The sequence below is a fragment of the Natronococcus roseus genome, assembly GCF_043677095.1.
GTDB classification, from domain to species: domain Archaea; phylum Halobacteriota; class Halobacteria; order Halobacteriales; family Natrialbaceae; genus Natronococcus; species Natronococcus roseus.
Genome location: NZ_JBHLJR010000006.1, coordinates 87707 through 106679 on the forward strand (window position 1 = coordinate 87707; position 18973 = coordinate 106679).

The 18973-nt window shown below is 66.1% G+C and carries 13 protein-coding genes; 4 read left to right on the forward strand and 9 right to left on the reverse strand.

The window, feature by feature from the left end; genetic code table 11:
* The first annotated feature begins 123 nt into the window (after positions 1–123).
* Positions 124–1074: an AAA family ATPase gene (locus ACFEMD_RS16705; protein WP_394742364.1), complete on the forward strand. Its 951-nt coding sequence runs from the start codon at positions 124–126 to the stop codon at positions 1072–1074.
* Between the two features lie 50 nt (positions 1075–1124).
* On the opposite strand, the gene ACFEMD_RS16710 is transcribed toward ACFEMD_RS16705, so the two are convergent.
* From ACFEMD_RS16710 to ACFEMD_RS16730, 5 genes are all read right to left on the reverse strand, one after another.
* Positions 1125–1313 carry a hypothetical protein gene (locus ACFEMD_RS16710; protein ID WP_394742365.1) on the reverse strand — a complete coding sequence of 63 codons (189 nt, stop codon included), beginning with the start codon at positions 1311–1313 and terminating at the stop codon, positions 1125–1127.
* A gap of 49 nt (positions 1314–1362) precedes the next feature.
* The gene (ppc, locus tag ACFEMD_RS16715; protein ID WP_394742366.1) at positions 1363–4053 is read right to left on the reverse strand and encodes a phosphoenolpyruvate carboxylase; all 2691 of its coding nucleotides are present in this window, start codon (positions 4051–4053) and stop codon (positions 1363–1365) included.
* 576 nt (positions 4054–4629) lie between these two features.
* Positions 4630–5604 (reverse strand): electron transfer flavoprotein subunit alpha/FixB family protein, encoded by a 975-nt coding sequence (locus ACFEMD_RS16720; RefSeq protein WP_394742367.1) that lies wholly within the window; start codon positions 5602–5604, stop codon positions 4630–4632.
* Complete coding sequence (locus ACFEMD_RS16725) at positions 5601–6371, reverse strand: electron transfer flavoprotein subunit beta/FixA family protein (protein WP_394742369.1); 771 nt, start codon at positions 6369–6371, stop codon at positions 5601–5603. The genes ACFEMD_RS16720 and ACFEMD_RS16725 overlap by 4 nt, the downstream gene beginning before the upstream one ends.
* Before the next feature lie 2 nt (positions 6372–6373).
* Complete coding sequence (locus ACFEMD_RS16730; protein WP_394742370.1) at positions 6374–8905, reverse strand: GcvT family protein; 2532 nt, start codon at positions 8903–8905, stop codon at positions 6374–6376.
* A gap of 312 nt (positions 8906–9217) precedes the next feature.
* On the opposite strand from ACFEMD_RS16730, the gene ACFEMD_RS16735 reads away from it, so the two are divergent.
* The gene (locus ACFEMD_RS16735; RefSeq protein ID WP_394742372.1) at positions 9218–10933 is read left to right on the forward strand and encodes a formate--tetrahydrofolate ligase; all 1716 of its coding nucleotides are present in this window, start codon (positions 9218–9220) and stop codon (positions 10931–10933) included.
* 4 nt (positions 10934–10937) lie between these two features.
* Here ACFEMD_RS16735 and ACFEMD_RS16740 read toward each other — a convergent pair whose 3' ends face one another.
* Entirely contained in the window at positions 10938–11510 is a 573-nt protein-coding gene (locus tag ACFEMD_RS16740) for a hypothetical protein (RefSeq protein WP_394742373.1), read from the reverse strand.
* Positions 11511–11663: 153 nt separating this feature from the next.
* Between ACFEMD_RS16740 and fdhF the strand changes: the two genes are divergently transcribed.
* Entirely contained in the window at positions 11664–13799 is a 2136-nt protein-coding gene (fdhF, locus tag ACFEMD_RS16745; RefSeq protein ID WP_394742374.1) for a formate dehydrogenase subunit alpha, read from the forward strand.
* 60 nt (positions 13800–13859) lie between these two features.
* Here the strand turns inward: fdhF and ACFEMD_RS16750 are convergent, their stop codons facing one another.
* Together ACFEMD_RS16750 and ACFEMD_RS16755 are read right to left on the reverse strand one after the other, a co-directional pair.
* Complete coding sequence (locus ACFEMD_RS16750) at positions 13860–15716, reverse strand: BCCT family transporter (RefSeq protein WP_394742376.1); 1857 nt, start codon at positions 15714–15716, stop codon at positions 13860–13862.
* 80 nt (positions 15717–15796) lie between these two features.
* Positions 15797–17023 (reverse strand): NAD-binding protein, encoded by a 1227-nt coding sequence (locus ACFEMD_RS16755; protein WP_394742377.1) that lies wholly within the window; start codon positions 17021–17023, stop codon positions 15797–15799.
* A 161-nt stretch (positions 17024–17184) separates the two neighbouring features.
* Between ACFEMD_RS16755 and ACFEMD_RS16760 the strand changes: the two genes are divergently transcribed.
* On the forward strand, positions 17185–17622 hold the full coding sequence (locus ACFEMD_RS16760; RefSeq protein WP_394742378.1) for a universal stress protein: 438 nt from the start codon (positions 17185–17187) through the stop codon (positions 17620–17622).
* A 431-nt stretch (positions 17623–18053) separates the two neighbouring features.
* Here the strand turns inward: ACFEMD_RS16760 and ACFEMD_RS16765 are convergent, their stop codons facing one another.
* On the reverse strand, positions 18054–18968 hold the full coding sequence (locus ACFEMD_RS16765; protein WP_394742380.1) for a TorD/DmsD family molecular chaperone: 915 nt from the start codon (positions 18966–18968) through the stop codon (positions 18054–18056).
* Positions 18969–18973: the final 5 nt, after the last annotated feature.

Genomic DNA, 18973 nt, shown 5'->3' on the forward strand with positions numbered 1-18973 from the left:
ACCCCTATCTACCGCGGTGACGTTTTTATCCGTTTCGAATCGTCGCGCCGTCTGGGAACCGCTGACGTCCGAACGTGACAGTCGGACGAAAGACGTTTCACGCGAGCCTCCGAGGTCGACGCCATGGACGTCACCCAGGCCAGCCGCGAGTGTTCGACCGTCCTCGAGGAGATCGGCGACGCCGTCGTCTGCGATCGGTCCTTCCTCGAGGAGATCCTCGTCGGCGTCGTCGGACGGGGCCACGTCCTCCTCGAGGACGTCCCCGGAACCGGCAAGACGTTGACGGCCCGGAGCGTCGCCACCGCGCTCGGGCTCTCCTTCTCTCGGATCCAGTTCACGCCCGATCTGCTGCCGACCGACGTCACGGGCACGCACGTCTTCGACGAGCGCGATCGGAGCTTCGAGTTCAACGAGGGACCGTTGTTCGCCAACATCGTGCTGGCCGACGAGATCAACCGCGCGCCGCCGAAGACCCAGGCCGCCCTGCTCGAGGCCATGGAGGAGGGCCAGGTCACCGTCGACGGCGAGACGCGCCCGCTGCCGGACCCCTTCTTCGTCATCGCGACGCAAAACCCCGTCGAGCAGGAGGGCACCTTCCCGCTGCCCGAGGCGCAGGTCGATCGCTTCCTCGTCAAGACGTCGATGGGCTACCCCGACGCCGAGGGCGAGGTCGAACTGCTGCGACGGCGCGCGAGCCGCGAAGAGGGAAGTCCGACCGTCTCGACGGTCCTCGAGCCCGAAGAGATCGACGCGCTCCGGCAGGTTCCCGAGACGGTCCGGGTCGAGGCGGACCTGCTCGAGTACGTCGCTACCGTCGCCCGCGAGACCCGCGGCGACGGCCGCGTCGAAGTCGGCGTCTCCCCGCGGGGCACCCAGCGGCTGTTCGAGGCCGCCCGCGCGTACGCGGCGCTGGTCGGTCGGGAGTACGTCACGCCCGACGACATCAAGCGAGTCGCCGAGCCCGTCCTCGCCCACCGACTCGTGTTGACGCCCGACGCGACGGTCAACCGGGTCGAGAAGGCCGCGATCGTCGAGAGCGTTCTCGAGAGCGTTCCGGTGCCGACAGTCGAGTAGGCCGTCGGTGGAGGGGGAGCTCGCTCGGGAAACTGCTTCGGTGCAGGGAGTTACCGGTTTCCCATCGCCAAGCCGAGTGCGACGCCGATCGCGACGCCCATCGGGAGCCATAGTCCGAGGTCGTCGGTCGCGACGCCGATCGCGGTCCCCAGTGCGATCCCGATGGCGATTCCAACGCCCAGTTCGGCTCCGTCGGTGCCATCGGTGTCGTCGCCCGCCTCGACGGTATCGTTCGCCATGTGACGTCGTTCGTCGGAGCGACGATAGCTGTTGGCTCCGTGAGCGGGCTTACCCCGTGTTCTTCATCCCGGCAGCGATTCCCTTCACCGTCAGTCGCAGGGTTCGCTCTTCGATGTCGGTCCGGTGGGTGCGATCGAGCAGGTAGACCTGCAGCAGGTTCAGCGGGTCGACGTAGGGGTTGCGTCGCTCGAGGTTCTCGCCGAGCCAGTCGCGGGTGTGGAGCTCCTCGCGCTCGCCGATCGTCTTGACGAGCTCCGCAGCGCGCTCGTACTCCTCGCTGACCCGCGGGAAGAACCGCTCGCGCAGGTCGGCGTCGGCCATCCCCGCGTAGGTCTCGGCGATCTCGAGTTCCGTTCGGGACAGCGAGAGCGCGGCGTTGTCCAGCGTCGATCGGAAGAACGCCCACTCGTCGTACATCTCCTGGAGGGTTTCCTCGGAGCCGCCGTCCTCGAGGTAGGCGTCGATCCCGCTCGCGAGGGCGTACCAGCCCGGCAGAATACACCGCGACTGGGTCCAGGAGAACACCCACGGGATCGCCCGCAGGTCCTCGACGGTGCGCTCGCCGGATCGCGAGGCCGGCCGGGAACCGAGGTCGAGGTCCTCGATGACGGTGATCGGCGTCGCCTGCTCGAAGTATCGGACGAACCCCTCGCTCTCGAGGAGGTCGCGGTACTCCTGGCGGGCGGCGTCGGCCATCGTCTCCATCGCGTCGATCCACTCCTCGTCGACCCGCTCCTCGGGCTGTTGCTCGGCGTAGAGGCGGGCCCGAAGCTGGGCGTTCAACATCTGCTCGATGTTGCGCTCGGCGATTCGGGGGTTGCCGTACTTCTCGGCGATCGCCTCGCCCTGTTCGGTGAACTTCACCTGGCCCGTCACGGTGGAGTTCGGCAGCGCGAGCAGCGCCTCGTTCATCGGGCCACCGCCCCGCGAGATCGAGCCGCCGCGGCCGTGGAACAGTCGCATCGTCACGTCGTGGTCGTCGCAGATCTCGCCCAGGCGGCGCTGGTTCTTGTACAGCGACCAGTTCGCCGCGAGGAACCCGTTCTCCTTGTTCGAGTCGGAGTAGCCCAGCATGATCTCCTGGGTGTCGCCGCGAGCCTCGAGGGCCTGGACGTAGGCCTCGTTCTCGAACAGCGTCCCCATGATCCGGCGTGCGCCCGAGAGGGCGTACTCGGTCTCGAGCAGCGGGACGATGTCGAGTCCGCAGTGTTCGGGTAGGGAGACGACACCCGCCTGGTCGGCGAGGAAGAGCACCTCGAGGACGTGGCTGGGCTCCTCGGTCATCGAGATGGCGTAGGTGTCGATCGCGTGGACGCCGTACTCGGTCTGCCAGTCGCCGAGCTCGTCGAACAGCGTCAGCACTCGTTCGGAGTCCTCCGAGAGCCCCTCGGTATCGGTGAGATCGATCACGGGATCGTCCTGCAGGACGGCGTCGGTCAGGAGTTCGACGCGCTCGTCCTCGTCGAGTCCGTGGTAGTCGATTCCCTCCCGCTCCAGCGCCGCCGCGATGGCGTCGGTGTGTTTCTGCTGGTGGTCCCGCAGGTCCATGCTGGCGAGCGAGAAGCCGAACGTGGCGACCCGCCGCCGGATCGGATCGACGTGGGCGTCGACGACGCTCTCGGCGCCGTTGTTTCGCAGACTCTTCGCGACGACCTCGAGATCGTCGAGCAGCCCGTCGACCTCCTCGTAGCCGCCCGGGCGGACGTCGCCGATCCGCGCCAGGCGCTCGCGCATCAGCTTGAGTTTCTGACGGTACGGTTCGCCCGGGTATCGGTCCTGTGCGGTGCGGGCGCTACCGGGCAGCAGCTCCCGGTCGTCCTCGAGGCTGGCCTCGAACTCCGGCCCGACGTCGATCCGGCTCCCGTCCTGGCTCAACACGCCCGACAGGCGCTTGAGCTGGGTGCGATACTGCTCGAGGACGACCCCCCGTTGACGCTCGAGGGTGTTCGCGGTCACCTCCGGGGTCACGTAGGGGTTGCCGTCACGGTCACTGCCGGCCCACGAGCGGAACTCGAACAGTTTGGGAATCTCGAGGCTGTGGCCGATCTCCTCGTCGATAGCGTCGTCGAGTTCGTCGTACACCTCGCCGACGACGTCGAACAGCGTGTTCTCTAAGTACCACTGGACGTTACGGGCCTCGTCGGCGACCTCCGGCTGGCGCTTGCGGACCTGCGGGGTCTGCCAGAGGCTGGTCACCTCGGCGTCGATATCGCGCCAGACCTGATCGCGCTCCTTGTCGGTCAACAGTCGCTCGTCGAGGGTCTCGAGGTGGGTCGCGATCGCCCGCAGCTTGGATTTGACCGTCTTGCGCCGGGCCTCCGTCGGGTGAGCGGTGAACGTCGGTTCGATCAGCACGTCGTCGAGGACCTGCTGGACCGTCTCCACGTCGGTCTCGGCGAGTTCGGCCGCGGCCGTCTCCAGGCTGTCCTCGAGGGTCCCCTCCTGGGAACCGGTTCGGATCGAGCGCACCCGCTCGCGTTCCTCGGCGAGGTTGATGAGTTCGAAGTACGTGGTGAACGCCCTGGCGACGACCCGCTGTTGGTGGGGCGAGAGGTTGTTGAGCTCGGTCGCGAGCGGGTCCCGCGACTCGAGGTCGCCCGCGCGGTAGTCGATCGCGGTCGTCCGGCAGGATTCGACGGTCTCGAACGCCCGTCGCGAGGTCTGGTCCTCGAGGACGTCTCCCAGAAGCGCCCCGAGTTCGCGAACGTCCCGACGCACGGTCCTGTTATGCAGTGTCATCGCAGGATCGTACGGACCGTAGCGTAAAAACCCCGGGAGCATCCCGAAGCCTTGCCTCACGCATCTTTTTCCCTGATAGTTGCGCCGTTCGGCACGAACTCGGCGGTCCCGAGTTCCGAACCGATCCTCTCGAGTGCTGTCGTCTTAGTATATTATCCCAGAAAACATTCTGAATAAGCTATTGATTTGCTATTATATGGTTCTACGGATCGACCAGAAAGATAGAATATAGTTTGGTCGGAGATATCGTCCCGGTATTTGAATGTCGTATATCCGTATCTATGGCCTTCTTTCCGCTATTGGCCGTGAAGGACAGCTTTCGCGCGAGAACAGCTACTCTTGGCGACGAGACTGTCGATGACTTGCCGAATATATATCGCGAATAGCTACTGAATGTTTTAGTTAGAGATGATTGGTATATGTGTTTAATTACGAACGTACATGCGTAATAACAGAACAATCAAACAGGAATAATTAGATATCAGATAGATCGTGGATCCGGGCGGGACGGCACCGGGAGCGACTGCTCCGCTCGGAACGGGGAGAGGTCGGATTCCGACCGACGGTTCGACTCGTTCAGGCCGCGTCGCGCAGGGCCTCGTTCAGCTCTGGCACGACCTCGTGGAGGTCGCCGATCACGGCCCAGTCGGCCTTCTGGACGATCGCCGCCTCGGGATCCGTGTTGATCGCGAGCAGCGTGTCCGCGCCCTTGCAGCCGACCATGTGCTGGACCGCGCCGCTGATCCCGCAGGCGATGTAGATATCCGGGCTAATCTTCGCGCCCGTCTGGCCGACCTGGTCGTCGTGGGGGCGCCACCCCTCGTTGACCGCGGCTCGAGAGGCGCCTACGGTTCCGCCGAGCAGCTCCGCCAGGTCCTCGAGCTGGTCGTAGTCCTCGGCGCTGCCGACGCCCCGGCCGCCGCCGACGACGACCCGGGCCTCGCCCAGCGGGATCCCCTCCTCGTCGCCCGTCTCGACGCGATCGACCTGTACCGCGAACAGGTCGTCCTCGAGGTCGGGCTCGAACGTCGAGACCGACGGCTCCGTCGGCGATGCGGCGGGTTCGATCGGAAACTCGTGTTCCGCCGCTGTCAACAGTTTGTGTTCGCCCTCGAGGCGGGCGTGCTCGATCAGGCTGCCGCCCCAGCGGTTGCGCCGCAGTTCGTAGGCGCCGTCGTCGGCGACGTCGACCGCGAGGCAGTTCGTCGCCATCGGCGCGTCGAGGGAGGCGCCGACGCGAGCCAGCACCTCGCGGCCGCGGTCGGTTCCCGGGGCCGTGATCGTCTCCGCCTCGCGCTCGGACGCGAGCTGGATGACGCTCTCGGCCCACGCGTCTGGCGCGTAGCGCTCGAGGCGGTCGTGAGCGACGCAGTGGACCGCCTCGACGCCGTGTTCGCCGAGTTCGTCGCCGAGCGCGTCGGCCTCGTCGCCGACGGCGACGGCCTCGAGCGGCTGTCCCTCTGCGGCGGCCAGCTCGCGGGCCATCGCGAGCCCCTCCAGGGACGTCTCTTCGGGCGCGCCGCCGTCGTGTTCGACGAGTGCGAGGATCATACGACCTCCACCTCCTCGACGAGGATCTCGACGATATCCGGGACCGCTTCCGGTCCCTCACCCAGGATCTCCGCGGGCGAGTCGTCGGTCTCGGGCGCCTCGAGACGAACCTTCTCGAGTCCGCCCGCCCTCGTCTCGGCCCGGGGATCCACGCTCTCGATCTCCTGGCGGCGGGCCTGCATCTTGGCCCGCATCGAGGCGTAGCGGGGCTCGTTGAGCCCCTCCTTGACCGTCACGACGGCCGGGAGGTCGATCTCGTACACCTCCTCGCCGCCGGAGATCTCGCGTCTCGCGATCGCGGTACCGTCCTCGATCTCGAGGTCCTTGATCCCGGTGACGCAGGGGTAGCCGAGCGCGTTCGCGACGCGGACGCCGACCTGGTAGTTGGCCGCGTCGGCCGACTCGTTGCCGAACAGCAGCAGGTCGAACCCCTCGTCGTCGTCGAGCCGATCGATCCCGTCGGCGATCGCGTCCGCGGTCGCCCGCGGGGACCACTCCTCGTCGTCGGTCTCGAGCAGGGTCGCCTCGTCGGCCTGCATGGCCAGCCCGGTCCGGAGCTGTTCGTCCGCTTCGGGCGGGCCGAGTGTGAGTAGGTGAGCGGAGCCGCCGTGGGTCTCGACCTGCGCGACGGCCCCCTCGATCGCACACTCCTCGTGGGGGCTCATGGTAAAGCCCAGCCCGCTCGTGTCGATTCGCTGCTCGTCCTCGGTGAGGACGATCTTGGCGCCCGTGTTCGGGACGCGTTTGAGACAGGCGAGTACCTTCATGGTTAGCTCCGGATGCGGTCGTTCTCGGGGTCGAACAGCGGCTCGCTGCCGACGATCTCGACCTCGACGGGGTACCGTTGGCCCATGTACTCGACCGCGAGCGCTCGGCCCTCCTCGGCGTACTCCGGCGGGAGGTACGCCATCAGGAGATGTTTGCCGACCGATGGACCGGTTCCCGCACTGGTAACGTAGGACTCCCGTCCTTCCTCGTCGACGATCACCTCGCCGTCGTCGTCGAGGATCGGCTCGCCGCCGAGCATGAACCGGGGTTCGCCGCCCTCGGGCGCGTGGTCGGCTACGGAGAGGGTACACAGGGTCGCCGCGTCCTCGATCTCGAGGGCCTCCGCGTAGGCCTCCTTCCCGACGAAGTCGGCGTCCTTGACGCCGTGGAACGAGAGGCCGGCCTCCGAGGGGTCGTACTCGAGCTCGAGTTCGTGGCCGTAGAGGCGATACCCCTTCTCCAGGCGGCCCGTAGTGCCGTAGACGCCCATTCCGACCGGGCGAACGTCGTGGTCCTCGCCGGCCTCCTCGACGACCTCCCAGAGCCGCCGGCCCTGGCCCATCGGCGCGTAGAGCTCCCAGCCGCGCTCGCCGACGTAGGAGAGCCGCATCGCCCAGGCGTCGACCTCGCCGACGGTGACCTCCTGGGCGGTATAGGGAGGAAAGGCCTCGTGGGAGACGTCCTCCTCGGCGACCGACTGGACGACCTCGCGGGCTGACGGCCCCCAGACGCCGAGCGTGCACAGCGACTCGGAGTTGTCGATCATCGTGACGTCGGCGTCCTCGGGGATGTGACTCCCGAACCAGGCCCGATCGGAGCCCGCGGCCGCCCCGCCCGTGATCAGCCGGAAGTGGTCCGGGCCGAGCCGGACGATCGTCAGGTCCGAGACGAAGCCGCCGTTTTCGGCCAGAATCGGCGTGTACACCGTCTTGCCGACGTCGACGTCGATCCGGCCGACGGCCATCCCCTCGAGGAACTCGCAGGCGTCCTCGCCGACGAAATCGAAGATGCCAAAGCCCATATCGCCGACCATCGCGACCTCGTCGCGCATGTGGAGGTGTTCGGCCAGAGTAATCGGCGACCACCACCGCGAGTCCCACTCGTTCGGTCGCTCGAGCCCCTCGAGCTCGTCGGCGTAGCGCTCGAGGAGGTCCTCGTTGGACTCGTACCACTGGGGCCGTTCCCAGCCCGCGGCCTCGAAGAATCGCGCGTCGAGTTCGTCCTGGCGGTCGTAGAACGGACTCGTGCGCAGGGGACGCGAACTCTGCCACTGCTCGTGGGGGTGGACGATGCCGTAGATCTTCTGGAACCCCTCGTGTGCGCGGTTCTTGACGAACCGTCTGGAGTTGCCGTACTCGTAGAACCGGTTGATATCCGAGCCGTGGAGGTCGATGTCGGACCAGCCGCGGGTCATCCACTGGGCGACTGCTTCGCCGACGGCGGGCGCCTCCTTGATCCAGACCGCGGCGCAGGACCACAGTCCCTCGACGTCCTGTAGCGGGCCCAGCAAGGGTGCGCCGTCGGGCGTCACCGACAGCAGCCCGTCGATCTCGTGGCGGACGCCGGCCTCGGGATCGTCCAGCAGCTCCGGAACGATCTCGAGGGCGTCGTGCATCGACTGCTCGAACGCGTCGTCGGTCAGCGGCGGCTGGGTCGGCGAGAGCGGCGCCTCGTCGATCGAGGGGATCTCGTCGACGTCCCAGAGGATCGGGCGGTGCTGGTAGGAGCCGACCTCGAGGTCGTTGCCGTGCTGGCGCTCGTACATCTGGGTGTCCATGTCCCGGACGACGGGGAAGGAGATCTCGCCCTCGTACTCCTCGAAAAAGGAGATCGGACCGACGCTGACCATCTGGTGGACCGCCGGAGTCAGCGGGATCTCGGCGCCGGCCATCGCGGCGATCTTCGGGCTCCAGAGCCCGCAGGCGATGGCGACCTCGTCGGCCTCGACGGTCCCCCGGTCGGTTTCGACCGCGCTGATCGCGCCGTCCTCGACGTGGAGATCCAGCACCGTCGTGTTCGGCGACACCGTCAGCCCGCCGTCGGTGTACTCGTCGGCGCGTGCCCGCATCACCTCGCCGGCCCGCAGCGGGTCGCAGGTCCCCGCACCCGGGCTGTAGAAGCCGCCTTTGATGATGTCGGTGTTGAGATAGGGAACCATCTCCTCGATCTCTTCGACCGAGAGCAGCCGCCCGGGCTCGCCCCAGGCCGTCGCCGACTGGACGCGCCGCTCGAGCTCTGCCATCCGCTCTTCCGTTCGGGCGACCTCGAGCCCGCCGCTGTTGGTGAAGGTGTCCATGTCCTCGTACTGCTCGATGCTCCGGCGGGTGAGGTGGGTTATCTCCTTGGAGTGTTCGACCGGCATCAGGAAGTTCGACGCGTGCCCCGTCGAGCCGCCCGGATCCGGCAGCGGTCCCTTGTCGAGCAGCAGGATGTCCTCTCGGCCCCGATCCGCGAGATGGTACGCGAGGCTGTTGCCGACGATCCCCGCACCGATAATCACGGTATCCGCGCTCGAGGGGAACGCGTCGCTCATCCGAGATCGCCCCGCTCGAGCGTATCCGTCCATGTTTCGTGTGAGTTCCGACCGCCCGGGTCGTGTCTGTTGTTGACTCTCATACTACGTTCCAGTTTCGTAGCAACGGCATCCAGGATATTAAATTTCCGCAGGAGCGGCGAGGACGCGGCCGAACGAGGGCGAACCGGTTCGGGTGACTCCCCCGTCATTAAATACCGGCACGGTGGACCTCTGGCGCCAGCCGAGCGCGATCACGGCGAACTCCTCGTCGTATCCGGAACGCTATACGTGAGCTAACACTTATCACTGATTCGAGAAAACGTACTCTAGATGACGGATTCGAACCAGGACGGGGCGATCCCGACCGACTACGAGATCGCACAGCGCGCCGAGAAACGTCCGATCACCGAGGTCGTCGAACCGTTCGGGCTCGCGGACGACGACCTCGAGCCGATCGGCGACTACAAGGCGAAGGTCTCGCTCGAGGCGATCGAACGGCTCCGAGAGGAGCGATCGGACGACGGGAAGCTGATCCTCGTCACGGGGATGACGCCGACGCCGCTGGGCGAGGGGAAGACGGTGACGACGGTCGGACTCGGCCAGGCGTTCAATCACATCGATCGGGACGCCCTGATCGCGATCCGGGAGCCCTCGCTTGGGCCGGTCTTCGGCGTCAAGGGCGGCGCCGCGGGAGGGGGGTACTCGCAGGTGCTCCCGATGGAGGACATCAACCTCCACTTCACGGGCGACCTGCACGCGCTGACCTCGGCGCACAACCTGATCTCGACGATGCTCGACAACCACATCAAGCAGGGCAACGAGCTCGACATCGCGGTCAACTGGGTCAACTGGCCCCGCGCGATCGACATGAACGACCGAGTCCTCCGGGAGACCGTGATCGGCCTGGGCGGCGAGGTCACCGGCGTCCCCCGGGAGGACGGGTTCATCCTCACGGCGGCCTCCGAGATGATGGCCGTGCTCTGTCTCGCCGACGGGCTCGAGGACCTCAAGGCTCGGATCGGACGGATCATCGTCGCCTACGCGGAGGACGGCGAGCCGATCACGGTCGACGATATCGGCGCGACCGATTCAGCCGCCATCCTGCTGAAGGACGCGCTCAAACCCAACGTGGTCCAGACGATCGAGGGAACGCCCGCGTTCGTCCACGGCGGTCCGTTCGCGAACATCGCCCACGGCACCAACTCGCTGATCGCCGACGAGATCGCCGCCCACCTCTCGGAGTACCTCGTCACCGAGGCCGGCTTCGGCTCCGATCTGGGCGCCGAGAAGTTCATGAACATCGTCTGTCGGTTCGGCGAGATGGAGCCCGACGCCGTCACGCTCGTCGCGTCGGTTCGGGCGCTGAAGTACCACGGCCAGGACATGTGGCCGCCGAACCTCGAGCAGTTAGAAGACGAGAACGTCGAGGCCGTCGAACGCGGGCTCGAGAACCTCGACAAACACGTCGCGAACCTCCGGAAGTTCGGCGTTCCCGTCGTCGTCGCGCTCAACCGGTTCCCCGACGACGCCAACGCGGAGGTCGAGGCCGTCCTCGAGCACTGCCGCGAGGACCTCGAGGTACGGGCGGCGGAGTCGACGGTGTTCAGCGACGGCGGCGAGGGCGGCGTCGACCTCGCCGAGAATCTCGTCAACGCCGCCGAAGCGGAGTCGTCGTTCGAGCCGCTGTACGACCTCGACATGTCGATCGAGGAGAAGATCGAGACCGTCGCAACCGAGATCTACGGCGCCGACGACGTCGAGTACCACAGCGACGCCGAGAAGGATATCGAACGGCTCACCGAACACGGGTTCGACGACGTGCCCATCTGCATCTCGAAGACGTTCCACTCGCTGAGCGACGACGCGAGCCGCAAGGGCGTCCCCGAGGACTGGACGCTCGAGGTCAACGAGATCTATCCCTCCGCAGGGGCCGGATTCCTCGTGGTGTTGACCGCAGACGTGCTCACCCTCCCCGGCCTCCCCGAGGAGCCGGCGGCCGCGAACATGGAACTCCACTCGGACGGGAGCATCGACGGCCTCTTCTGACCGCCTACTCCCCGTTTTCCGATCGGTGGCCGAGCAGCCACAACGCCCGGTAGCAGTCCCAGAGTTCACAGTTACAGCGGTCAGCGATCGTTCGACACCACTCGAGGTAGCGCTCGTAGTCCTCGGCGTCGGGCGCCTCGGGGTACGGTTCCTCGAGTTCCCCGTGCTCGCGAAGCACCGCCCACTCGCGGGCGCTCATCGCCAGGTACCGCTCCGGCTCGAGGAACTGCAGGAACGCCGTTCCGATCGGGACGTCGACCCCCTCGAGGGCCGTCAGCGCCTCGAGTTTCGCGTGCGTCGTCTCGGCCGCGAGGGCGCCTCCGATCGCCGTCTCGAGGTCCTCGTACTCGTTATCGCCGAAGCGCTCCTCGGCGGCCCGCCGCTCCGCGTCGGGGTACCGACCGAGGAAGCGCCGGAAGTACCACTGGACGATCCACTCGACGTCGCGCCAGCCGTAGGATCCCTCGGCCAGGGTCGCGGGCAACAGCTCGCGGTGTTCGTCCTCGACGGTCGCGAGCGGCTGTTCGTCCGGGTACTCGTCGGCGAGTGCTGCGACCGTCTCCGGAGAGAGAGCCATCGTCCGTCGGTTATCCGCCCGACAGTGTGAACGTTTCCCTCGCGGTGCTCGCAGCGGGAGGGAGAAACTTTCATACCTCGTCGAGGGAAACGGTACACTAGATCATGAGTAGCTTCCACACAGTCACGAGTGGCTCCCGCACAGGTGGTTCCGATGGCGACTGAGGAATCCGAGCCCGTCAAGACGATCTGTCCGTACTGCGGCGTCGGTTGCGGTATCCAGGTCAACCAGGGCGAAGAGCCCGGCGACGTCCAGTTCATGCCGTGGGGCGACGCCCCGGTCAACGAGGGCCGGATCTGCATCAAGGGCGGCGCGGCGACGGAGGTCGTCGACCACGAGGACCGACTCACCGAGCCGCTAATCAAGGAAGACGGCGAGTTCCGCGAGGCCACCTGGGAGGAGGCCTACGACCGCATCGTCGACGAGCTCGAGCGCATCCGTGAGGAGCACGAGCCCGACGCGGTGGGCTTTTTTGGCTCCTCGAAGACGATGAACGAGGAGAACTACCTCCTCCAGAAGCTCGCGCGACGGTACGGCACCAACAACGTCGACAACTGCACCCGGATGTGTCACGCCTCGACGGTGTGGGCGCTGCGGACGAGCCTGGGCGCCGGCGCGATGACCAACAGCATGGCCGATCTGGAGGAGTCGGCCGACATCTTCTGGATCCAGGGGGCCAACCCCGGCGAGCAACACCCGATCGCCAACAGCCAGTACTTCCGCCAGGCCGTCCTCGAGGGCGCGACGGTGATCCAGGTCGATCCCCACGCCAACAAGACGACGAAGTCGTTCCAGATCGACGACACCGATCGCCACCAGCACCTCCAGCTCGAGCCGGGAACCGACATCCCGCTGTTGAACATCGTTATCAAGACGATCCTCGAGAACCACGAGGAAGAGCCCGACGCGGGCTGGATCGACGAAGCGTTCATCGAGGAGCGAACGGAGGGGTTCGACCACCTGAAAGAGACCCTCGAGGACTTCGACAAGGAGGAGGCCGCCGAGCAGTGCGGCGTCCCCCTCGAGGATATCGAGATGGCCGCCGAGAAGTACGCGATGGCGAACAACGCGGCCATCTTCACCGGGATGGGGATGAGCCAGCACACCTGCGGCGTCGACAACGTGCAAAACGAGATCAACCTCGCGCTGATCACGGGCAACCTCGGCAAACCGGGGACGGGCGTCAACCCGCTCCGCGGCCAGAATAACGTCCAGGGGACCTGTGACGTCGGTGCGATGCCGAACGTCCTGCCGGGCTACCAGCTGGTCGACGACGAAGAGGCTCGCCAGTCCGTCGAAGAGGTCTGGGGGTTCGAGGTGCCCGACGAGCCCGGACTGACGAACGTCGAGCTCTCCCACGAGTTCGGCAACTCGGTGAAGGGATTGTACGTGATGGGTGAGAACCCGGTCGTGAGCGAACCCGACGCCAACCGGGTCATCGAACGCATTCAGGATCTCGAGTTCATGGTCGCACAGGACATCTTCATGACCGAGACGGCCGAGTACGCCGACGTCGTCCTTCCGGCGACGACCTGGGCCGAGCGCGGCGGCACCGTCACCAACACCGACCGCCGGGTCCAGCGGATGCGCGGCGTCGATAAGGTTCACGAGAACACGAAACACGACCTCGAGATCATCATGGAAGTCGGCAGCAGACTGTTCAGCGAGGACGAGTTCCGCTTCGAGGACGAGGAGGCCGTCTTCGAGGAGCTGCGGCAGGTCTGTCCGAGCTACTACGGGATGACCTACGACATCCTCGGCGAGGAGGGGATCCAGTGGCCCTGTTACGAACTCGGCGACGAGGGCGACCGGTTCCTCTACGAGGACAGCTTCGACACCGACAACGGTCTCGGGCGGATCGAGGGCGTCACCCACCAGCCGCCCAAGGAGACCCCCGACGACGAGTACCCGCTGATCCTGACGACCGCCCGGCTCGAGGAGCACTACAACACGGGGACGATGAGCCGTCGCTCGCCGACGCTGAACCGCCAGACCCCCGAGAACTTCGTCGACGTCCATCCGAACGACGCCGAGCGATACGGGATCGAAGACGGCCAGCAGATCCGCCTCAAGTCCCGACGGGGCGAGATCACCGTCGAGGCCCAGGTCACCGACGCGATCAAGGAGGGGTCGGTGTGGACGACGCCGCACTTCGCGGCCGCCTCGGCGAACAAACTGACCAACGACGTCTTAGACGAACGCGCGAAGATTCCGGAGTACAAGGCCGCCGCGGCCGAGATCGAGGTCGGTATCGAGCCGGCCGACTCGGAGGCGCCGGCGGACGACTGACGACTGCCGACTCCACCGTTTTTTCACCCGGCGCTCGAGGGACTGGCGAGTCCGCGCGTTTCAGCCGTCTTCGTCCCCGGTATCCCCGCCGAGCTTCGCCCACGCCGCGCCGACGATCGACTGCCGACCGCGTTCGTGCCGACGGAACGCCACGACGAGCCCGACCAGTGAAATCAGAACGAGCAGGGCGAACGGGGCACCGGTCAGCACGGCCGTCGCCTGCAACACCTCGGCGCTGTCGGTGACGAGGACCGAGACGGCGACGAGTCCCTGTACGATCCCCCAGAAGACGATCGCACCGGTCGTCGGGGCGAACTCCCGTTTCGTCGCCAGCACGGCGACGGCGAGCGTCGAGGTGTCCGCGGAGCTGGCCATGAAGACGACGATCAACGCCAGGAAGCCGAACACGAGGAACTGGCCGATCGCGAGGCTCTCGAGGACCGGGAAGCCGGCGACGGCCTCGGAACCGCCCGCGGCGTCGATCGTGCCGAGGACGTCCACGACGCCCGTCTGCTGGAGGTGCAGCGAGGTCGATCCCAGGAGGAGAAACCAGGCCATCGTCGCCAGCGAGGGCGCGATCACGCCCGTCAGGACGACCGTCCGGATCCGCCGTCCGCGGGACAGCGCAGCCAGAAAGAGACCTGCGAACGGGGCCCAGGAGAACCACCATGCCCAGTTCCAGATCGTCCAGTCGGCCACCCACGCGCTGGCGATCGGGCCGTTCCCCAGATAGATGCTCATCGGGATCGCGTGAACCGCGGAGCTTCCGACTGCTTGCGAGGAGTACTCGAGAACGGCCGTTCGCGGGGCAACGGCGACGAACAGCGCCGCGAACAGCCCGAACAGGACGAGGGTAACGGCGGCGATCCGCCTGATTCCCCGGTGGACGCCGCTCTGTGCCGAGACGACGAAGACGAACGTCAGGCCGGTGACGAACAGCACCGAGCCGACGGTGTCGGACGCGACGCCCCACTGGAAGTCGATTCCCGCGAGGAACTGGTCCCCGACGAGCGCGATCGAGGTGGCGATCCCGCCGATCGTCGCGAACACCGCGAGCAGATCGACGAGCCGACACCAGATCGAATCGAGGTTTTCGACGCCGAGAAACGGCGCCAGGATCGTCGAGACGCGCAGCGGCGCCCCCCGCTGGTAGACGTAGTACGCGATCGGGACGCCGACGGCGACGTACGCGCTCCAGGCGGAGATCCCCCAGTGAAACAGCGTGTAGGTCAACGCCGCCCCGACGGCCGCCTCAGACTGCGGCTCGACGCCGAAGTAGGGCGGTGGCGTCTCGTAGTGAAACAGCGCCTCGGCCGGCCCCCAGAAGACGATCCCGGCGGCGATCCCGGCCGTAAAGAACATCGCGAAGTAGACGGGGTAGGTGTAGGCCGGCTCGGCGTCCGGGCCACCGAGTTTCACCGTTCCCCACGGCCCTACCAGGAGGTACAGCGAGACCAGTACCGAAATCGTCATCACGGCGGCGAACAGCCAGCCGCCGTAGATCGTGACGGTCCGCTGTGCGGCGTCGACGGCACGGATCGTTTCGGCGGGCACCAGCAACTGCCCAATAAAAAAGAGGACGAACGCGACGACCGGGATCCCGAACGCGATCGGATCCTGTCGGGAGAGAAACTTCTCGAGGGTGTCGGCCAGTCCGAGCCGTCGCACTCGGAGCAGGGACTCCGGATCGAACGCGCCGGCGTCCTCGTCGGATTCGGCCGGCAACACGGCGAGATAGGCCAGTCCGGAGCCGAAGAATACGAGCGAGAGGAGAAGCCACGTCGGCCCGGAGACCGCTTCCACGACGGGATCGGGGAAGAAAAAACCCGCCGTAACGACGGCCCCCGAAAGGAGACAGAGCGGCCCCAGTAGCGTCCGGAGCACCCGTTCGACCGGCCCGACTCCCTGAAGCCCCATGTCAACAATTTACACGCGGCATCCGTTAGTCCTTCCCCCACAGGTCTCGGCGGAATCCTGGTCGACAACCCGCGACGTCCTCACTCCGTGTCGCCGTCAGCGTCGCCGAATAGCGAGTCGGCCGACGTTCGATCGAGGACGGAGCGGCCGAGGAACCGACCGCCGATCTCCATCGGGCTGATAACCTCGTCAGCGCCGACCGCCTCGAGTTTGTCGACGTGCTCTCGGTCGTTCGCGGCGGCGACGATGCGGACCGCCCGGTTCGCCTCCCGCGCCGCGAGGACCGTCAGGACGTCCGTGGCGTCGTCCCGGGTCGCGACGACCACGCCCGCGGCCTCGTCGATCCTGGCCTCGTCGAGCGTTTCGGCGAGGGTCGGGTCGCCGGTGACGACGGTGACGTTTCGGTCGTCGAACTCGGCGGTATCGTCGGCGTCGGACGCGACGACCACGACGTCGACCTCGGTGCCGAGTTCGTCGAGCAGCGGTTCCGTGATGTCGTCGTGGCCGAGAACCAGCACGTGGTCCTCGAGCAGTGTGAGTTCCGTCGGGGTCATGGTTCCGAATGCGGTGGCTATTCGCTTCTCGATGGCCGGGACGATCAGCGCTCCGATCGCCACGGTGAACGCGCCGGTTCCGAAGACGATGACCGAGAGCGAGAACCACTTCGCCTCGGTCGTCAGCGGCGTGATATCGCCGTAGCCGACGGTCGCGACCGTGACGATGACGTAGTAGACCGAGTCGCTCCAGGTCTCGAGGCCACCGAACTGGTCCCGGAGCGCGTACGAGCCGACCGTTCCGTACAGGCCGACGCCGATAATCGAAGACAGCGCGGCGATCTGCAGCGAGGAGAGTTCGAGTCGCCGGTCAAACGCCGACCGATTGACGAGCAAGAGCGGGAGCGTCACGAGAATCGCAAGCAAGAGCGGAACGTCCATTGGCCGAAGCGTCGTCAGGGGCAACACCGTAGCTAGCGGAAGGACAGCGAGCGTGAGGTACCACGCGATCCGTTTCCGACGCCGGAGGCCGAAAACGAGGAGCATGAGGACGAACGCGAGCAAGACACCGGTGAACTGCAGGAAGACGGGCTCAGCCGGAAGCGCCCCCGCCAGCGGCCCGTCGAAGGCCGGGTCCGGCTGGCTGAGGTTCGATAATCCGGTGACAAACGAGAGGATTGCGACGAACTCGGTCAGCCACACCACCGCGTTCGCGCCGGAGAACTCCTCCCAGTGGACGAACCGTACCCTCTCGGAGCGGTAGAACAACCGCTCGAGTGCGGGTTCCGACGGGTCCGGGGTATCGGTCCCCATCCTCTAGCTGTAACGGGGACGAGCTATTTGATGTCTTCCCTGGCCCTCGGTCGGTGCATCGATCCTGCCGAACCCTCGCCGAAGTCGTGTTGTGTGGTAACGGAAGCAAGTACTATGTGAGTGACCCTCGATGTTTCAGACGAGTACGAGGACGAATACACATGTACGACAACGTTCTGATCGCGACGGACGGCAGCGACGAGGCCGAGGGGTGTGTCGAACACGGACTCGATGTCGCGGAGCGAGTGGGTGCGAAAGTACACGTGCTGTACGTGGTCGAGACGAAGGCGAGCTACATCCTGACGGTCGGTATCTCCGACGACGAGCTTCGATCCTACCGAAAGTACGGCGAAGAGATCGTCGGCGAGGTGATCGAGCGCGTCTCCGAACGCGGTCTCAGCGGCGAGGGCGTGATCAGAACCGGTCGACCGGCCGAGGAGATCGTCGAGTACGCCAACGAGAACGACGTCGACCTCGTCCTGATGGGAAAACAGGGCCACGGAGCGATCGATAGACACCTCGGAAGCACCTCCGAGAAGGTCATCCGGATGACCGACACGCCGGTGACGATCGTCGCGGGCGCACAGTGGACGGCGTGAACTACTCTGCCCTACCGCGCTCGCGAAGACCTCTGTTCTTTCGTGATGACGAAACGGCGCACCCGTTTCGAACCACGTTCGAACAACGCCGGAAGCGTGGTGAACATCTTACTACCCTCTTTGACCACCGAGGTAGTAACGATGCCGATTCGCACGAAAACAAGACGTATGGGTGCTGTATCCCCTCCCTGATCGCTGAAAAAGGAGGCTTCGTGCTCTCAATTACAGCTAACGCTCTCCTGTAGGAGATTGGTGATCCCGGTGCGTTGCTCGTCTGCTTGATTGTGTGCTACACAAGAGCGAACGTGCAAAAGACATCGACTGGACGCCGTGTGACGACACTACGATCAATACGGGCTCACGAGCCTGCAGCGATCCGATCGAGAGGATCAGTCGCGAATTCGCAACGGGTGTGGTGCTGTCCGCCCCGGTCAGCTCCCGTCGTCGGCTCCGGAATCGGCAGACGGACCGGACGGATCCAGATCCATTCCATCGAGAGCGTCGGTCCCGGTGTTGATCCCCTCCTGGTTCATCCCACAACCGCCACAGTTCCGTCCCACGTCGTCACCGAAGACGCCCTCGTTCCACTCGGTGACGTCGGGATGGTCCGGAACGAGGTTGGGATCGACCTCGAGCCGGTCGAGTTCGCGCTCGACCAGCGCGGCCAGTAGGTCCGCGAGCGCGGCGTAGTAGTCGTCGTTACGCTTGCTCACTTCGTCGGCAAACCGCCAGTACCAGCGCCCGAGGTGATCCTCGAGGAACTGCTGCTGGGCGTCGACCACGACGCCGACGCCCTCGTCGTCGCCCGCATCGCGGAGGCTCGCCTCCCGCAGTGCCAGGTGCCCGAGGAACTCGAGCTCGAAGCAGATGTGGTCTCGCCGGTCGTTAGCACCGTCGGCGGCCGAGAGGCCGAACGCCCCGTAGAATCCGCTGATGTCGGCTAACTGCCGAACGTTGGTCATCAGCGGTCCGGGCAAGTACGTCAGTTCGTATGGCGAGACGGAGAGGCCCTCCTCGACGCCGAACAGCGAGGCCCAATCGCTGTGAAGGTGGTCGCTCGGCGCGACGTGCTCGGCGAGGACGCGGGCGGGCTCGCCGAGGTCCTCGTCCAGTTGTGTTACTGACTCGACCAGGTCTTCGCGGAAAGCGCGAGCCTCGACCGCGTGGTCGAATTCCTCGCCAGGTCGCTCGAGTCCCAGCGCCAGCAGGCTGTAACACCGGCTACGGTGGAACGCGTCGTCGATCGTGCCCGGCAGCTCGTCGGCCGAGGAAGGCGCCTCCTCGGAGTCGGGTTCCGGGGCGGACTGCTCGCTCGGTGGGCCGCGGATAATAGTGTTGTTGGTCATGGTTC